Consider the following 15144-nt stretch of genomic DNA (forward strand, 5'->3'; position numbering starts at 1 on the left):
TCGATGACACGTTCGGTGCCTTCACTCGCACTCGCGCAGAGAGAGTGGACGGCTCGGCGGGCACTTCACCTCGAGGAGGTGGAGAAGCTCGTCGAGCCGCACCGAGCGCGTCGGAGCGCCGGTATCTCTCACCCGGTGCACGACTTCCTCTTCACGTACTACAACTTCAAGCCCGCCCAACTGCGCCGCTGGCACCCCGGTTACGGAGTCGCACTCGAGAACGCCGGTGAATACGCAGCCTTCTCCGGCTATCGCATCGACGATTCGGGTACCGCGACGGTCGACGACTCAGTGCTGGAGCGTCGGCGTCACACAGTCGAATTCGTGTGGAATCTGTTGAATCAGACGTCTGCGCGGCCCGCCGTGCTGGGCTGCTTCGGCCTCCACGAATGGGCGATGGTCTATCGCGGCGGCGAGGACGCGATCCGTCACCAGTCAGTGCCGTTGCGGCTGGGGTTCGCCGGTACCGACGCGGTCGTCGAATCCCTGCCACTCAAATGCACGCACTACGACGCGTTCCGGTTCTTCACGCCGGACGCGGCGCCCAAGAACGCGCTCCCTCTTGCCCGGGAAACCCAGGTCGATCACGAACAGCCGGGCTGCCTGCACGCAGGGATGGACCTGTACAAGTGGAGCTTCAAGCTGTTGCCGCTCGTCGATTCGGATCTGGTGATGCAGTGCTTCGAACACGCGCTCCTGGCACGTGAACTCGACATGCGCGCGAGCCCCTACGACCTCGCCGAGTACGAGTACTCCCCCATTCGTATCGAAACTCCCGCGGGCCGCGCCGAATACGTGCGTCAGCAACAAAACCTGGCGGATCGTGCTGCGCCGCTCCGCGATACGCTGGCAGAGAAGTGCCGGGAGCTTCTCGGCCACTGAACTGCCGAAAGGCGTCACATGGATCACGGGTACGGGTTCTATCTCGACGAATACCAACGTGACGTCGGGGTGCACGCCGACGACCGACGCGGGCACATCGAATGCCCGGACTCTGCGGGCTTCCTTGCGGCACACCTGCCGGTGTTCGACCTGGCCGTGGGCTCGGTCGCGGCGTTCGCCTCGGCAATTGACCGATCAGACGGCCAGGTCGACAGGCACTGGAGCCTCGATCCCGAGCGCATCGCCGCGTCCTTCTCGAGCGATCGACTGTTCCGCATCGGCGGCGAACCGATAAGCGGGTTCTCCGAATACTCGGGGTTCTTTGCCGCACGTGACGGTTGGGTCCGCACGCACGGCAACTATCCGCACCATCGCGACCGTCTGCTCAGCATTCTGGAACTCGATCCGACTGCAACCAAGGATGATGTAGCGCAACGGATATCCGAACTCAGCGCCATCGAGATCGAGCAGCAGGCCGCCGAGATCGGAGCCATCGCGGTCCGTGTTCGTACCGAGACCGAATGGCGCATGAGTGAGCAGTGTGCAGCCGCGAGATCTGCGCCTTTGGTGTCCGTCCGAGCACGCGGCGAAGGAAAAGCCCTCCCGAACTCGGAGCGGTTGCGTGTCCTCGATCTGACTCGGGTCATCGCCGGCCCGGTCGCGACCCGTGCCCTCGCTTTGGTCGGTGCTGACGTTCTGCGGATCGATCCCCCGGCGATCCCCGAGATCGGATGGCAGCACCTCGACAGTGGACAGGGCAAGCGGTCGGCGCTTCTCGACCTGAAATCCTCGGCGGGCGCGGCAGCGTTCCGAGAACTCCTCGAAACCGCAGACGTGCTGGTCACCGGCTACCGGCCCGGCGCCCTCGAAGCGCTCATCGGGCAGGATTTTCCTGCGCACCTGATTCACGGGCGCGTCAGTGCCTGGGGATGGGAAGGTCCGTGGGCGAATCGGCGCGGCTTCGACAGCATCGTGCAGGCCGCGTCCGGTATCTCGCTTCTGGAGGGCGGTGAGAATCCGGGCGCCTTGCCCGCGCAGGCCCTCGACCACTCGACCGGGTACTTCCTGGCAGCAGGGATCCTCGACGCGTTGACGCTGCGCTCGCACGACGGCCGTGGCCGCGATGTCGACGTGTCCCTGGCAAGCACAGGCGCTCGTCTTCTCGACGCACCCGGCCGAACCGTCCATCCCGGTCTACCGACCGCTCCCGGCCTGAATGTTGTTGTCAACCATGGCGACATGACCACCGCACGACCCGCGCTGGCAGAGTTCGAGGACTACCCCGAACCGGCCCGACCGTGGGGAACGGATCGGGCGGAGTGGGCACACTGAGGGACCGGCACATTCAGGGCAAGATGGACCTGTGAAGTCACATACCTACACACTCGACCTTCAGTGGACGGGCGACCTGGGATCCGGAACGTCCAGCACGCAGGCATATTCGCGCAATCATGCAATATCCGCGGTCGGAAAGCCCGAGCTTCTCGGGAGCTCGGATCCCTCGTTCCGCGGCGACGCGCAGCGATGGAACCCCGAGGAACTGCTCGTAGCCTCCCTCGCCCAGTGCCACATGCTCTGGTACCTCGGTCTGGCAGCGGCTTCGGGTGTGGTCGTTCTCGACTACAGCGATCAGCCGGTCGGCAGCATGATCGAGGAATCCGATGGCGGCGGCCAGTTCATCGAAGTGACGTTGAATCCGACGGTGTTGGTAGCCGAGGCGGAGATGGTCGAGACTGCGAAAGAGCTTCACGGCCCCGCACACACGAAATGTTTCATCGCTCGATCGGTGAACTTCCCCGTCCTGCATTCCCCGACGATCCTGGTGGCCACCGATGAGTGACATGCACAAGCTCATCGTCGACGTCGACACCGGTATCGACGACTCGTTGGCGCTTCTCTATCTCCTTGCCAGCTCCGAGGCCGAGATTCTGGGGATAGCGAGCACCGCCGGCAATGTTCCGGTGGAGCAGGTCGCGGCCAACAACCTCAATTGGCTTGCTCTCTGCGGCGCCCCGGACATCGAGGTTGCACTCGGTGCCCGCGAGCCACTGGTGATCCCGCTGCGCACCACCGAGGAGACTCACGGTCCGCAAGGGATCGGGCATGCCGTCCTCCCCGATTCGGGTCGCAAGCTCTCGGTCCGAACAGCCACCGACCTCTGGGTTGATCTCGTCCGTGAGTACCCCGGACAACTCACCGGGCTGGTCACGGGGCCGCTCACCAACCTTGCGCTGGCGATCAGGCGTGAACCCGATCTTCCGTCTCTGTTGAAGCGACTGGTCGTGATGGGTGGGTCGTTCAACTATCCGGGCAACACGACGCCGACCGCGGAGTGGAACGTCTCGGTGGATCCGCACGCCGCCAAGGAGGTGTTCGACGCGTTCTCCGTCGTACCCGCGCACCGGCGCCCGATCATCTGCGGCCTCAACGTCACCGAATCCATCGAGATGTTCCCGGAACATGTGCGTCGGCTCGCGGAAGCTGCCGGGAGCACTCCGGAAGAGATCATCTCGCCCGACGACGGCCCCGACGTCCGCAGTTCCGCGTCCAACAGCGTGATCAGGCATATGTCCGACGCGATCCGGTTCTACATGGAGTTCCATCGAGAGTACGACCAGGGATTTCTTGCTCACATGCATGATCCCTTTGCTGCTGCTGTCGCGCTCGACCCGAGGTTGGCGACGCTGAAACCGGCAACGGTGGATGTCGAAACCGAGAGTCCGCTGCTGATCGGAACGACGGTTGCTGACTGGGTCGGGCACTGGAAGCGTGAGCCCAACGCGGACGTCGCCGTCAGCACCGATCCGGCGGAATTCTTCGATCGACTTGTCCACCGAGTGGGAAAGTTCGCCCGCGCCGTGGGTTGATCGAGCTCGAGACCGGTTATGCTCGCATGGACAGAACACCAACGAACGAGAACAGAAGGACCCTGACGTGCAGATTTCCAGCCACGATGCCTCCCCGGCATTTGCGCTTGGATTGATGGCGTTCTGGCCCACTCGTCGTAGCGCATGCTTCGATCAGGCGTGTTGCTGAGCGGCGATTCTCGCTGCCTGCACCCCTGACTTTGTCGCTTCTTCGCTCGGAGTCTGTCTTCTCATGTTCAACCTTCTTTTGTTCACCCTTGTCGGCGTCGGCGCCCAGCTCGTCGACGGTGCCCTCGGCATGGCCTTCGGTGTCACCGCGACCACTCTGCTGATGATCGGTGGCCTCGGTCCGGCGCAGGCCAGCGCCGCTGTTCACCTGGCCGAGGTCGGCACCACCCTCGCTTCGGGTGTGTCGCATTGGAAGTTCAAGAACATCGACTGGAAGCTGGTCGCCAAGCTCGGTGTGCCCGGCGCCGTCGGTGCATTCATCGGCGCCACCGTGCTCTCGGGTCTGTCCACCGAAGCAGCGGTCCCCATCACGGCGACGATTCTGCTGGCAATCGGTGTCTATGTGGCACTTCGCTTTTCGGTCCGCCCACCGGCCGTGGCCGATGCTCGCACCACCCCGCACACTGCACGTTTCCTGTCCCCGCTCGGCCTGTTCGGTGGTTTCATCGATGCATCCGGCGGTGGTGGTTGGGGTCCGATCACCACCAGCACGCTGCTCTCGCGGGGCAAGACCGCGCCGCGCACCGTGATCGGTTCGGTCAGCGCCTCGGAGTTTCTGGTCGCGTCGGCCGCGTCGCTGGGATTTCTTGTCGGATTGGGTCGTGAGTCGGCGGGAAACCTTCTCGTTGTCGCCGGTCTCGCGCTCGGCGGCGTCATCGCAGCACCGTTTGCGGCGTGGCTCGTCAGCCGGGTGCCTGCAACCTTGCTCGGAACAGCGGTGGGCGGCGTGATCGTGTTGACCAACGCGCAGAAGCTGTTCAAATCCTTCGACATCACCGGGGCGGTGACGGTGGCCGGTTACCTGGCCATTCTCGGCGCGTGGGCGGCGTTGCTGTTCTACGCGTGGAAGCGGTCCACGCTCACCCCGGCCGAGGCCGAAGGCGATTTCACGGGAGTCGAACTCGCTGTCGAGACCGAACTCACCGAGCCTGCGGTCAAGCGCGAACGATAGATCGTCACAGAAGAAATCCCGGGTATCCGCTGTCGGATACCCGGGATTTCGTTCTTTCCGCTCTAGCTGCTTCCGTCGAACGCGTCGAGAATTCGCCCCGCCGCCAACGCTGCTGTCAGCGAACCGTCACGCACGCTCTGCTCGACGTCGGCCCGGATCGCACGCACCCGATCGTTGCTCGAGAGCCTGCGCAGTAGCTGATCGTTGACCATCGTCCAGGTCCAATCGACCTGTTGCTTGCGACGCTTCTCCTCGAACTGACCTGCTTCGGTGAGCACCTCACGGTGCTTGGTGACAGTTCCCCAGAACTCGTCCAGCCCGATACCTTCGAGACCGCTCATCGTGATGACGGGCGGCTTCCAGATGGCGTCGTGCGGGTAGATCAGGCGAAGCGCTCCCGCAAGTTCGCGGGCAGCACCCTTTGCCTCGCGCTCATGCTTGCCATCGGCCTTGTTGACCGCCACCAGATCTGCGAGCTCGAGGACACCCTTCTTGATGCCCTGGAGCTGATCACCGGTACGAGCGAGGGTCAGGAAGGTGAAGCAGTCCACCATGTTGGCAACAGTGACCTCGGACTGCCCGACACCCACCGTCTCCACCAGGATGACGTCGAAACCGGCGGCTTCGAGAAGCACGATTGTCTCGCGAGTCGCCTTGGCAACTCCGCCGAGTGTGCCGGACGTCGGTGACGGCCGGATGTACGCGTTCTTCTCGACCGTGAGCCGAGCCATGCGCGTCTTGTCACCGAGAATCGAGCCACCGGTGCGGGTGGAGGACGGATCGACCGCCAACACCGCAACCCGATGTCCCTTGCCGAGCAAGTACATTCCGAGCGCGTCGATGAACGTCGACTTGCCGACGCCGGGAACGCCGGTGATGCCGATCCGGTGCGCTCCCCCGGCCTCGGGCAGCAACTTCAGCAGAAGCTGCTGCGCGAGCGCTCGGTGGTCGTCACGAGTGGATTCGACGAGGGTGATCGCCCGAGCGAGGCCGGCACGCTCATTTCCGCGCACCGCCTCGGCGAGAGAATCAATGTCGATGGGCTGACGTGCCATCTTCAGTGACCCCCTTCTCAGCTGTGGTCGTGACCCAGTTGGGCGGAGAGCTTCTCCAACAATCCGCTGGCAGCGTCGGCGATGACGGTGCCGGGCGGGAAGATGGCAGCAGCGCCGGCCTCGTAGAGTTCGTCGAAGTCACCGGGCGGAATGACGCCGCCGACGACGATCATGATGTCGGGACGACCGGCTGCAGCCAGAGCTTCCCGCAGCGCCGGCACCAAGGTGAGGTGACCGGCTGCCAACGACGACACACCGACTACGTGGACGTCGTTGTCGGCCGCCTGATTGGCGACCTCTTCGGGGGTCTGGAACAGCGGTCCGACGTCGACGTCGAATCCGATGTCCGCGAAGGCCGTGGAGATGACTTTCTGGCCACGGTCGTGACCGTCCTGGCCCATCTTCGCGACGAGGATGCGGGGACGACGTCCTTCGTCCTCGGCGAACTTCTCGACCAGTTCCATCGCCTTGCTGATGTTGCTCACCGTTCCTGCCTCGTCGCGGTACACACCACTGATGGTGCGGATCTCGGCCTGGTGGCGTCCGTACACCTTTTCGAGGGCGTCGGAAATCTCGCCGACGGTTGCCATGGCGCGGGCGGCGACGACAGCGAGAGCGAGGAGATTGTTCTCCATGCCGCCTTCGGTGGACGCGGCAGCGCGGGTGAGGTTCGCGAGTGCGGCCTCGACGGCTTCCGGATCACGTTCCGCGCGAAGACGAACCAGCTTCTCGAGCTGTTCCTTGCGCACCTTGGAGTTCTCGACCTTGAGAACCTCGATGGTGTCGACCTCGTCGGGAACGTACTTGTTGACGCCGACGAGCGGCTGCCGACCGGAGTCGATGCGTGCCTGGGTGCGAGCGGCGGCTTCCTCGATACGCAGCTTCGGGATGCCTTCGTTGATGGCCTGAGCCATACCGCCGGCTTCCTCGACCTCTTCGATGTGCTTACGAGCCCGATTGGCGAGCTCGTTGGTCAGCCACTCGACGTAGTACGAGCCACCCCACGGGTCGATGGGACGCACGGTGCCGGACTCCTGCTGCAGCAGCAACTGGGTGTTGCGGGCGATGCGGGCGGAGAAGTCCGTCGGCAGCGCAATGGCCTCGTCGAGCGCGTTGGTGTGCAGGGACTGGGTGTGTCCCTGGGTGGCAGCCATGGCCTCGACGCAGGTGCGCGGCACGTTGTTGAAGACGTCCTGCGCGGTCAGGGACCAGCCGGAGGTCTGCGAGTGGGTACGCAGCGAGAGCGACTTCGCGCTCTTGGGGTCGAACTTGGCCACCAACTCGGCCCAGAGGAGGCGTCCGGCCCGCAGCTTGGCGACCTCCATGAAGAAGTTCATGCCGATGGCCCAGAAGAAGGACAGGCGAGGTGCGAACTTGTCGATGTCCATACCCGCGTCGAGGCCGGCGCGGATGTACTCGACGCCGTCCGCGAGGGTGTACGCCAGTTCCAGATCGGCCGTCGCTCCGGCTTCCTGGATGTGGTAACCCGAGATCGAGATGGAGTTGTACTTCGGCATTTCCGCACTGGAGTACGCGAAGATGTCCGAGATGATCCGCATGGAGGGCTTGGGCGGATAGATGTAGGTGTTACGAACCATGAACTCTTTGAGGATGTCGTTCTGGATCGTTCCGGCCAGCTTGTCCGGAGTGACACCCTGCTCACCTGCCGCTGCGACGTACAGCGCGAGGATCGGCAGTACAGCGCCGTTCATGGTCATCGAGACCGACACCTGCGAGAGGTCGATTCCGTCGAAGAGCTGACGCATGTCGAGGATGGAATCGATTGCGACACCGGCCATTCCGACGTCGCCGGCGACGCGTGGATGGTCGGAGTCGTAGCCGCGGTGCGTGGCGAGGTCGAAGGCGACCGACAGGCCTTTCTGGCCGGCTGCGAGGTTACGACGGTAGAACGCATTCGACTCCGCGGCAGTGGAGAAGCCGGCGTACTGACGAATGGTCCACGGCTGGTTCACGTACATGGTCGGGTACGGACCACGCAGGAATGGCGCCGCGCCCGGGAAGCTGTCGAGCGGGTAACCGGACTCGGCGGCGGCTGCGCGGTCGGCTGCGGTGTACACCGGCTTGACGTCGATGCCTTCCGGGGTCGACCAGACAACCTGCTCGGCGGCGTAGTTGTTGGCGTTTGCACCCTCTTCGATGAGCGCCTGGGCCTGCTCGACCGACGGCGGTGTGGGTGCCGGAGACTGAGGGTCCTCGAGTGGGACCTCGGCGAAACTGCCGATCACGTGCTTGACCTCTCGTGTCGTCACTTGGAGCTTCCCGTCTCGATGAAGTCGAGCAGTTCGGTCAGAGCCGACACTGCGTCGATGCGGGCGGTGAGGAATCCGTCCGGGCGAGAATCGCCGGTCGCGTCTGCGACTGCCTTTTCCGGTCCGGCCAGCAGCACCTTGGTGATACCGGCGGCGCGAAGTTCGGCGACAGCTGCTGCGGCACTCTCGCCGTAGCGCTTGTCCGTGCCACACAGCACGGCGACGGTGGCACCGGAAGCCTTGACAGCTGCGGAGATCGCCTCGGCGCCCACCTCGAGCGGGCCCGGGTTGACTGCGTCGATACCACCCGAAGCGAGCAGGTTGGACGCAAACGTGGTGCGCACATTGTGTTCTGCGACCGAGCCCAGCGGCGCGAGAAGCGCAGTGGGACGTGCGCCGCCGGCGGCGAGGAACGCATCCGAACGGTCACGAAGTGCTTCGAATGCAGCTGCATAGCGGGCGACGGTCTGACCGGGCTCGACCGCTTCGGCGGACAGCGGTGTTTCGCCGAGGTTCGGGAACTCGTTGACTCCGGTGACCGTGGTTTTGCGATGTGCGATGTCGGAGTCACGCTTTGCTTTGGTGGCAGCGATGCGACCGGAGACGATTCCCGCTTCGAGGGCCGCCAGGTATCCGCCGGCTGCTTCGATCTCCTGGAAGAACTCCCACGCGGTGGCGGCGATCTGCTGTGTCAGGTCCTCGACGTACCAGGATCCGGCAGACGGGTCGAGGACACGGCCCAGGTGTGACTCTTCGAGCAGCAGCAACTGGGTGTTGCGGGCGATGCGTGAAGAGAAGGACTTGCTGACGCCGAGGGTGCCGTCGGCAAGAGCGACGTCGAACGGAAGGACCGTCACCGCGTCTGCTCCGCCGACACCGGCGCCGAATGCGGCGAGGGTGGTGCGCAGCATGTTCACCCAGGGATCACGCTGAGCCATCATCGCGGCGGAGGTGACCGCATGCTGAGGTGCTCCGCCGAAATCGGAAGCGCCGCAAACCTGCGCGATGCGTGCCCACACGAGCCGTGCGGCACGGAACTTCGCGATGGTCTGGAACTGGTCGTCGGTTGCCGAGTAGCGGAAAGCCAACTGCGACAAGGCGGCACCGATGGTCAGGCCACTCTCGGCGGTGAGTGCACGCAGATACTCGAGGCCGGCGGCAATCGCAGCACCGAGTTCTTCGGCATCGCCGGCACCGGCGTTGTGAAACGCCGTGCCGTCGACGGTGATCGCGTGCACGGTTTCCGTACGCGCTGCAGCGAGGGCGGCCAACTCGACGGCGTCGGCAAGTTCGACGTCGGCTGCGCCGGAGAACGAACTGGTCAACGGTGCGGCACCGAGGTGGATGCGGATGCCGGCGCGATCGCTGACGCCGTCACCGGCTTCGGCGCGTGCGTCGAGGAGAGAGAGGAGTGCACGGGCAGCATCGCCTGCCTCCGCGCCTGCGTCGAGCGTCAGCGGCGCGAGATCGAGAAGCACACCCTCGAGCGCAGCGGCGATGTCGGTGACCGGGAGGCCCTTGGCACCGACCTTCAACCACAGTGCACTGACACCGTTTTCGAGAGCGTCGAGGACGCTGCGGTTCGTCTCCGCCGCGGAGGCCGTTCCGAATACAGCGGAGACCAACCAACCGGCATTGACGTCACGGTGAGCATCGACGCCTCGCACGTACGGGAACGTGCCCGGCAGGCTCTGCTCGGGACGCTCGTCGCGTGGGCTGTAGAGCGGTGCGACAGTGACGCCGTCGTATGTGACGGTTTCGAGCAGTTTCTGTGGCTCGGGGCCCAGTTCTGCCGCATCGACTCTGCGGGACTTGGCGAGCACTCCGGCTACGGAGCGCTGCCACTCCGCATATGCCTGCTCGACAGCCTCGGCTTCTGAAGCTAATGACACTGTGTCCGCTCCCTCTCATTTTTTGCGTGAGCGCTTTACCGATAATCGGAATTGTTCGTTAGTTCTGTGATGCTAACCCGCCTCTGAGCTCAGATATCGTGAGGATCACGTCAGGTTCTTCACAGTGCCGTTCACGACGGCGTTCACGACCATTTTCCGACCGGTCCGCAGACGCGGGTTTCAGTCGTTCGGGCACCTGCGACTGGTCCTTACCTAGCGATTGTTCAGCATGTATGTGAGTTACCCGCGAGTTCGTTTCACTGGCCGGGACTTCACGTGCGCACCGCCTCGAACTCCTAGTGGTTTTCGTCACAGCACCGGTTTCATTGTCGCCTGGAGCACGCTGCTTTCCCATCTCCGTGGCGATGTTCAACGTGCGTTTGCGGGTCTGCAGTCGGCTCGGTTCACCGTTCACAGGTAGCCTTGTGACCTGTGATGGGACGCCTGCTGGACCGAAGATTGATCGCAATAGTCCTGGTAGTGCTCGCTTTGTTCCTCGCTGCCCTCCTCGCCCCACATCCCACGGTGTCTCAGGTGCGCGAGTGGGCGGACTCGGTTGGCCCGGCGTTTCCCCTCGTGTTCTTCCTGGTTCATTCGATAGTCACCGTCGCGCCGTTTCCGCGGACCGTCTTCACTCTCAGCGCGGGGGTTCTCTTCGGCTCGGTGACCGGCATCGCCCTAACTGTGGCGGCAACGACTGTGAGTGCCGTACTGGCCCTCTACCTGGTCCGCGCCATCGGCCGCGACGTTGTTTGGCAACGGATTTCGAGTCCGACGATCCGGCGGGTGGACGAGCGGATCGAAAAGCGGGGGTGGCTGGCCGTCGGGTCTCTGCGCTTGATCGCGTTTGTCCCCTTCTCGGTGGTGAACTACTGCTGCGGCATTTCGTCGATCCGGATCGTGCCCTACATCCTTGCCACCGTCGTCGGCATTTTGCCCGGCACTGTCGGGATTGTCGTTCTGGGCGATGCGCTGTCCGGCGAAGCCGATCCTCGTCTCCTGATCCTGTCCGGGATCTGCATTGCAATCGGGATCTCCGGTCTGGTGTTCGACGCTCGCCGTCAGCCTCCACTGAGCGAATCCACCGTCGACAGCAGTCAACCTCAAGAGGTTGATTTGATTGAGTCAACCCAAAACGATTGACTATTGAAAGTCAACTACATAACATTGACTGATGTTCGTACTGACAGTGGATCAGCGAGGTAGTCGACGGGACGTCGATCGCGTCGGGGACATCATCGACGACATGGCCGATCTCGAACTCCTTCGACCGTTCGAGCGCACTGCGGGCGACGAGATTCAAGCAGTGACCGACGATCCGGCACTGCTCGTCCTCGTCGCACTGGAGCTGATTCGGCGCGAGTACTGGAGTGTCGGGATCGGGATCGGCCCAGTCGAGCACCCTCTCCCGCGGCAGACCCGAGCCGGGCGCGGACCCGCGTTCGAAGCTGCAAGAATCGCCGTCGAACGCGCCAAGAGAGCCCCGGCGAAAATTGCCGTCGAACAGGCGCCGGACGACAGATCACGCAACGAACTTGCCGCCGACGTCGATGCCGCGTTCACCTTGCTCGGCACGATCGTCGCGAGACAGACGAAGGACGGGCGCGAGGCCATAGCTCTGATGGACAGCGGACTCACTCAGGTCACCGCGGCCACCCGGCTCGGAATCACCAAGCAGGCCATGTCGAAGAGACTCCTGACCGCTGGGTGGCACGCAGAACTCGCCGGGCGTCGCCTCGCAGAACGACTTTTGGTCAGACTCCAGCCCTAGACTGCTCACGCTCGCATCAGTACACAAACTCGTCGACACAGCAGGGGGCTCGGATACATGGTCGTTCTGGCGTTGATCGCACTCGCCGTCGCCGCCGCGGCGCCAGCAGTTGCAGCGGCACTGGGACCGCTCAGTCGCGGTCGACTGGAGGTGCCCGAATGGGCGTCGTCCGTGGTCGCGCTGCCGGCGCTGGGTGTTGCCGCGCTCGCATCGACCCGAACGAGCCCGGTCACCGGTTTTGCGCTCGGGGCGACGCTGGTCCTGTGCGTACTTGCCGCCGCCACGGCCGGTGCACCGTTGGTGCTTGCCACCTTCAAGATCGCCCGTCGCCAACCGGACGGGAGCCCGGCACCGGACGCCGGACCTCTTCGCGGCGGACGTGTGATCGGCATACTCGAACGGCTCGCGGTGGCGGCGTCAATTCTCGCGACCTGGCCGGAAGGCATCGCGATCGTCTTGGCGGTCAAGGGACTCGCACGGTACCCAGAACTTCGCGAACCTCACGCGTCCGAGCAGTTCATCATGGGAACCTTCGTCAGCGTCCTCTGGGCGATTGCCGTCTGTGGAACGGGACGGGCGCTCATCACCTAGGTGATGAGCGCCCGTCCGTTTACTCCGAAAGGTGCCTACTGGCGCTGGCCGCCCTCGGGCGGCTGCCCCTGGTACGGGTATTTCTGCTGGAAATCTTCACGCTCGGGCGGCAGCGGCAGCTGACCGGGCCACGGATTTTCACCCTGCTGCGGCAGCGCCGGATCGACGAATCCGGGCTGCTCGGGCGCACTTTCACGGCGATGCCTGACCGCAGCTGCCGGATCTTCGACGGGAGTACGTGCAGCAACTTCAGCGGCGCGGACTGCTTCCGCAATGGCCGGGTCGGACTTCGTTTCGAACCACTCTGCTACCTCGGCCGAATCGTCCTCGGGGTTGGGAAGATTCTCTTCGGCCGCCGGCGGCTCGTAACGGAAAACGCCGTCCTGACCCTGCGCGCCAAGGGTTTTCGCAAATCCCTTCAGTGCGTCCCCGAAGTCGCTGGGGACGAGCCACACCTTGTTCGCATCGCCTTGCGCCATCTGCGGCAACGTCTGAAGGTACTGGTATGCAAGCAATTCCGGAGTCGGCTTACCTGACTTGATGGCAGCAAAAACCTTCTCGATGGCCTTGGCCTCGCCTTGAGCCTGCAAGTACTTGGCCGCGCGGTCACCTTGAGCACGAAGGATCTGGGACTGACGCTCACCCTCGGCGTTCAGGATCGAGGCCTGCTTGTTGCCCTCGGCAGAAAGAATCTGGCTCTGCTTGGCGCCCTCGGCAGTCTTGATAGCGGATTCGCGATGACCTTCAGCCGTCAGAATCATCGCGCGCTTCTCGCGGTCCGCCTTCATCTGCTTTTCCATCGACTCCTGGATCGAGGGCGGCGGATCGATGCTCTTGAGCTCGACGCGGGCCACTCGCAGGCCCCAGCGACCGGTCGCCTCGTCGAGGACACCGCGAAGCTGACCGTTGATGGAATCACGCGAGGTCAACGTCTCTTCGAGGGTCATTCCGCCGACGACGTTTCGCAGCGTCGTGGTCGCCAACTGCTCGACGGCAGCGATGTAGTTGCTGATCTCGTACACCGCAGCTTGCGGGTTGGTGACCTGGAAGTACACCACCGTGTCGATGGACAGGGTCAGGTTGTCCTGGGTGATCACCGGTTGAGGCGGGAACGAGACCACCCGCTCGCGGAGGTCCACCTTGGCACGTACGCGATCGGCGAACGGGATCAAGAATGTGAGCTGCCCGGACACCGTCTTCGAATACCGGCCGAGCCGTTCGATGACCGCGGCTTCTGCCTGCGGTACCAGTGCCACCGACTTCGCGACCACCAAGATCACGAATAGCACCAACACACCGAGCACTATGAGTGCTGCCATTAAGGTCCCCTCCAGACGACTGCTGTTGCGCCGTTGATTTCCATCACCGTCACCTTGGTGCCCGGCGGGTACACCTCGGTGGTGTCGTACGGCCTGGCAGTCCACACCTCGCCGTCCAACTTGACCTGCCCGGAATGCTCGCCCACTTCTTCCAGAACCAGGGCGTGCTTACCTTCGAGTGCCTGAATTCCGGTCGGGGTCGGCGGCGGACTACCGAAGCGACGCAACATGATCGGTCGCACACCCAGGACTAGGGCGGCGGAAAACACCCCGAACATGACGGCGTCGACCCACACCGGGAAGTCGGTGACAGCACTGACACCGGCAGTAGCGAGCGCCCCACCGGCGAGCATCAGCAGGAAGAAATCTCCCACCAAAGCTTCGGCCCCGGCGAGCACCAGTGCTCCGATCAGCCAAATAAGTGCAGCCACAACACCATCTAACCAGAGAGTGTGACCCAGGCCGCTGCTACGTCAGTTCGGCTCGGTAACGAAATCGACAAGTTGTTCGACAGCGCCGATCAGCGGAGCTTCGAGATCGCGGAAGCTCTCCACCGAGTTGTAGACCCGCCGCCAACCCTCCTGAGGTGTTCCCCAGCCCAGTTCGCGACAGATTCCCGTCTTCCAATCCTCGCCGCGTGGAATCTTCGGCCAGGCAGCGATTCCGACGGATTTGGGACGCACGGCCTCCCACACGTCGATGTAGGGATGACCCGTCACCAGTACGTTAGGACCGAGGCCCTGAGTCAATTGCGTTTCCTTGGAGCCGGTGACCAGGTGATCGACCAGAACACCGACACGACGGCCGGGCCCTGGACCGAATTCGGCAAGCCTCTCCCCCAGATTGTCGAGGCCTTCGAGATGTTCGACGACCACACCTTCCACACGAAGGTCGTGACCCCACACCCGCTCGACGAGGGCAGCATCGTGAACTCCCTCCACCCAGATCCGGCTGGGCAGAGCCGTGCGAGCCCGCAAGCCTTCGACTCGCGTCGAACCCGAAGCCGACCGTGCGGGCTTGGTGGATGCGGGTTTGGGTGCCGGTCGGACCAGCGTGACCGGTGAGCCGTCGATCAGGAAAGCCGCCTCCCGCATCGCGAACAACCGCGTCCGCGAGCGCCCGTCCTCTAGTCGCACGAAATCGCCGTCGTACGTGCGCTCGAACCCGACTACCGCCCCACAGAATCCCGTCGCCGCATCTTCGACGACCAGATCACGTTCGGCTGCCACTTCGGGCGTCACGCGCTTCTGTTTACGGGTATGACCCGCAAAAATGTCACCGTATCCGTTGCCACCGCTCACGCCGGATCACGCTAGG

The 15144-nt window shown here is 63.8% G+C and carries 14 protein-coding genes; 8 read left to right on the forward strand and 6 right to left on the reverse strand.

What is annotated here, in order from left to right; genetic code table 11:
- Positions 1-3: 3 nt before the first annotated feature.
- The 5 genes from G8767_RS11145 (at position 4) to G8767_RS11165 (ending at position 4929) form a co-directional block, all read left to right on the forward strand.
- Positions 4-882 (forward strand): 3-methyladenine DNA glycosylase, encoded by an 879-nt coding sequence (locus tag G8767_RS11145; RefSeq protein ID WP_166810188.1) that lies wholly within the window; start codon positions 4-6, stop codon positions 880-882.
- An 18-nt stretch (positions 883-900) separates the two neighbouring features.
- Positions 901-2214 carry a CoA transferase gene (locus G8767_RS11150; RefSeq protein ID WP_166810189.1) on the forward strand — a complete coding sequence of 438 codons (1314 nt, stop codon included), beginning with the start codon at positions 901-903 and terminating at the stop codon, positions 2212-2214.
- Positions 2215-2245: 31 nt separating this feature from the next.
- Positions 2246-2722, forward strand: a complete 477-nt coding sequence (locus G8767_RS11155; RefSeq protein ID WP_095970147.1) for an OsmC family protein — start codon at positions 2246-2248, stop codon at positions 2720-2722.
- Entirely contained in the window at positions 2715-3749 is a 1035-nt protein-coding gene (locus G8767_RS11160; RefSeq protein ID WP_166810190.1) for a nucleoside hydrolase, read from the forward strand. The genes G8767_RS11155 and G8767_RS11160 overlap by 8 nt, the downstream gene beginning before the upstream one ends.
- A 232-nt stretch (positions 3750-3981) precedes the next feature.
- Positions 3982-4929 (forward strand): sulfite exporter TauE/SafE family protein, encoded by a 948-nt coding sequence (locus tag G8767_RS11165; protein WP_095970149.1) that lies wholly within the window; start codon positions 3982-3984, stop codon positions 4927-4929.
- Positions 4930-4991: 62 nt separating this feature from the next.
- On the opposite strand, the gene meaB is transcribed toward G8767_RS11165, so the two are convergent.
- From meaB to mutA, 3 genes are read right to left on the reverse strand one after another with little or no spacing between them, the layout of a single operon-like run.
- On the reverse strand, positions 4992-5984 hold the full coding sequence (gene meaB / locus G8767_RS11170) for a methylmalonyl Co-A mutase-associated GTPase MeaB (RefSeq protein WP_166810191.1): 993 nt from the start codon (positions 5982-5984) through the stop codon (positions 4992-4994).
- 17 nt (positions 5985-6001) lie between these two features.
- On the reverse strand, positions 6002-8254 hold the full coding sequence (scpA, locus tag G8767_RS11175) for a methylmalonyl-CoA mutase (RefSeq protein ID WP_095970151.1): 2253 nt from the start codon (positions 8252-8254) through the stop codon (positions 6002-6004).
- Complete coding sequence (gene mutA / locus G8767_RS11180) at positions 8251-10146, reverse strand: methylmalonyl-CoA mutase small subunit (RefSeq protein ID WP_166810192.1); 1896 nt, start codon at positions 10144-10146, stop codon at positions 8251-8253. Before mutA ends, scpA begins: the two co-directional genes overlap by 4 nt.
- A gap of 435 nt (positions 10147-10581) precedes the next feature.
- Between mutA and G8767_RS11185 the strand changes: the two genes are divergently transcribed.
- Genes G8767_RS11185 through G8767_RS11195 form a run of 3 tightly spaced genes read left to right on the forward strand, consistent with a single transcriptional unit; the run spans position 10582 to position 12508 of the window.
- Positions 10582-11289: a TVP38/TMEM64 family protein gene (locus G8767_RS11185; protein WP_166810255.1), complete on the forward strand. Its 708-nt coding sequence runs from the start codon at positions 10582-10584 to the stop codon at positions 11287-11289.
- Between the two features lie 31 nt (positions 11290-11320).
- Positions 11321-11917 carry a hypothetical protein gene (locus tag G8767_RS11190; protein WP_095970154.1) on the forward strand — a complete coding sequence of 199 codons (597 nt, stop codon included), beginning with the start codon at positions 11321-11323 and terminating at the stop codon, positions 11915-11917.
- Positions 11918-11974: 57 nt separating this feature from the next.
- Positions 11975-12508: a hypothetical protein gene (locus tag G8767_RS11195; RefSeq protein ID WP_095970155.1), complete on the forward strand. Its 534-nt coding sequence runs from the start codon at positions 11975-11977 to the stop codon at positions 12506-12508.
- Between the two features lie 35 nt (positions 12509-12543).
- On the opposite strand, the gene G8767_RS11200 is transcribed toward G8767_RS11195, so the two are convergent.
- Genes G8767_RS11200 through G8767_RS11210 form a run of 3 tightly spaced genes read right to left on the reverse strand, consistent with a single transcriptional unit; the run spans position 12544 to position 15128 of the window.
- A complete protein-coding gene (locus G8767_RS11200; RefSeq protein WP_030536387.1) occupies positions 12544-13827 on the reverse strand; it encodes an SPFH domain-containing protein in 1284 nt (427 codons plus the stop codon).
- Positions 13827-14258, reverse strand: coding sequence for an NfeD family protein (locus tag G8767_RS11205; protein WP_003944877.1), 432 nt, complete (start codon positions 14256-14258; stop codon positions 13827-13829). Before G8767_RS11205 ends, G8767_RS11200 begins: the two co-directional genes overlap by 1 nt.
- A 42-nt stretch (positions 14259-14300) precedes the next feature.
- Positions 14301-15128, reverse strand: coding sequence for a DUF3097 domain-containing protein (locus G8767_RS11210; protein ID WP_166810193.1), 828 nt, complete (start codon positions 15126-15128; stop codon positions 14301-14303).
- Positions 15129-15144 lie beyond the last annotated feature (16 nt).

This window comes from Rhodococcus sp. IC4_135, assembly GCF_011602025.1.
GTDB lineage: Bacteria > Actinomycetota > Actinomycetes > Mycobacteriales > Mycobacteriaceae > Rhodococcus_F > Rhodococcus_F baikonurensis.

What these genes read in the sequence shown, in the direction of transcription:
- G8767_RS11145 (WP_166810188.1), top strand. Translation starts at nt 4, where the DNA reads ATGACACGTTCGGTGCCTTCACTCGCACTCGCGCAGAGAGAGTGGACG.
- G8767_RS11150 (WP_166810189.1), top strand. Translation starts at nt 901, where the DNA reads ATGGATCACGGGTACGGGTTCTATCTCGACGAATACCAACGTGACGTC.
- G8767_RS11160 (WP_166810190.1), top strand. Translation starts at nt 2,715, where the DNA reads ATGAGTGACATGCACAAGCTCATCGTCGACGTCGACACCGGTATCGAC.
- G8767_RS11165 (WP_095970149.1), top strand. Translation starts at nt 3,982, where the DNA reads ATGTTCAACCTTCTTTTGTTCACCCTTGTCGGCGTCGGCGCCCAGCTC.
- meaB (WP_166810191.1), bottom strand. Translation starts at nt 5,984, where the DNA reads ATGGCACGTCAGCCCATCGACATTGATTCTCTCGCCGAGGCGGTGCGC.
- G8767_RS11185 (WP_166810255.1), top strand. Translation starts at nt 10,582, where the DNA reads ATGGGACGCCTGCTGGACCGAAGATTGATCGCAATAGTCCTGGTAGTG.
- G8767_RS11190 (WP_095970154.1), top strand. Translation starts at nt 11,321, where the DNA reads ATGTTCGTACTGACAGTGGATCAGCGAGGTAGTCGACGGGACGTCGAT.
- G8767_RS11195 (WP_095970155.1), top strand. Translation starts at nt 11,975, where the DNA reads ATGGTCGTTCTGGCGTTGATCGCACTCGCCGTCGCCGCCGCGGCGCCA.
- G8767_RS11200 (WP_030536387.1), bottom strand. Translation starts at nt 13,827, where the DNA reads ATGGCAGCACTCATAGTGCTCGGTGTGTTGGTGCTATTCGTGATCTTG.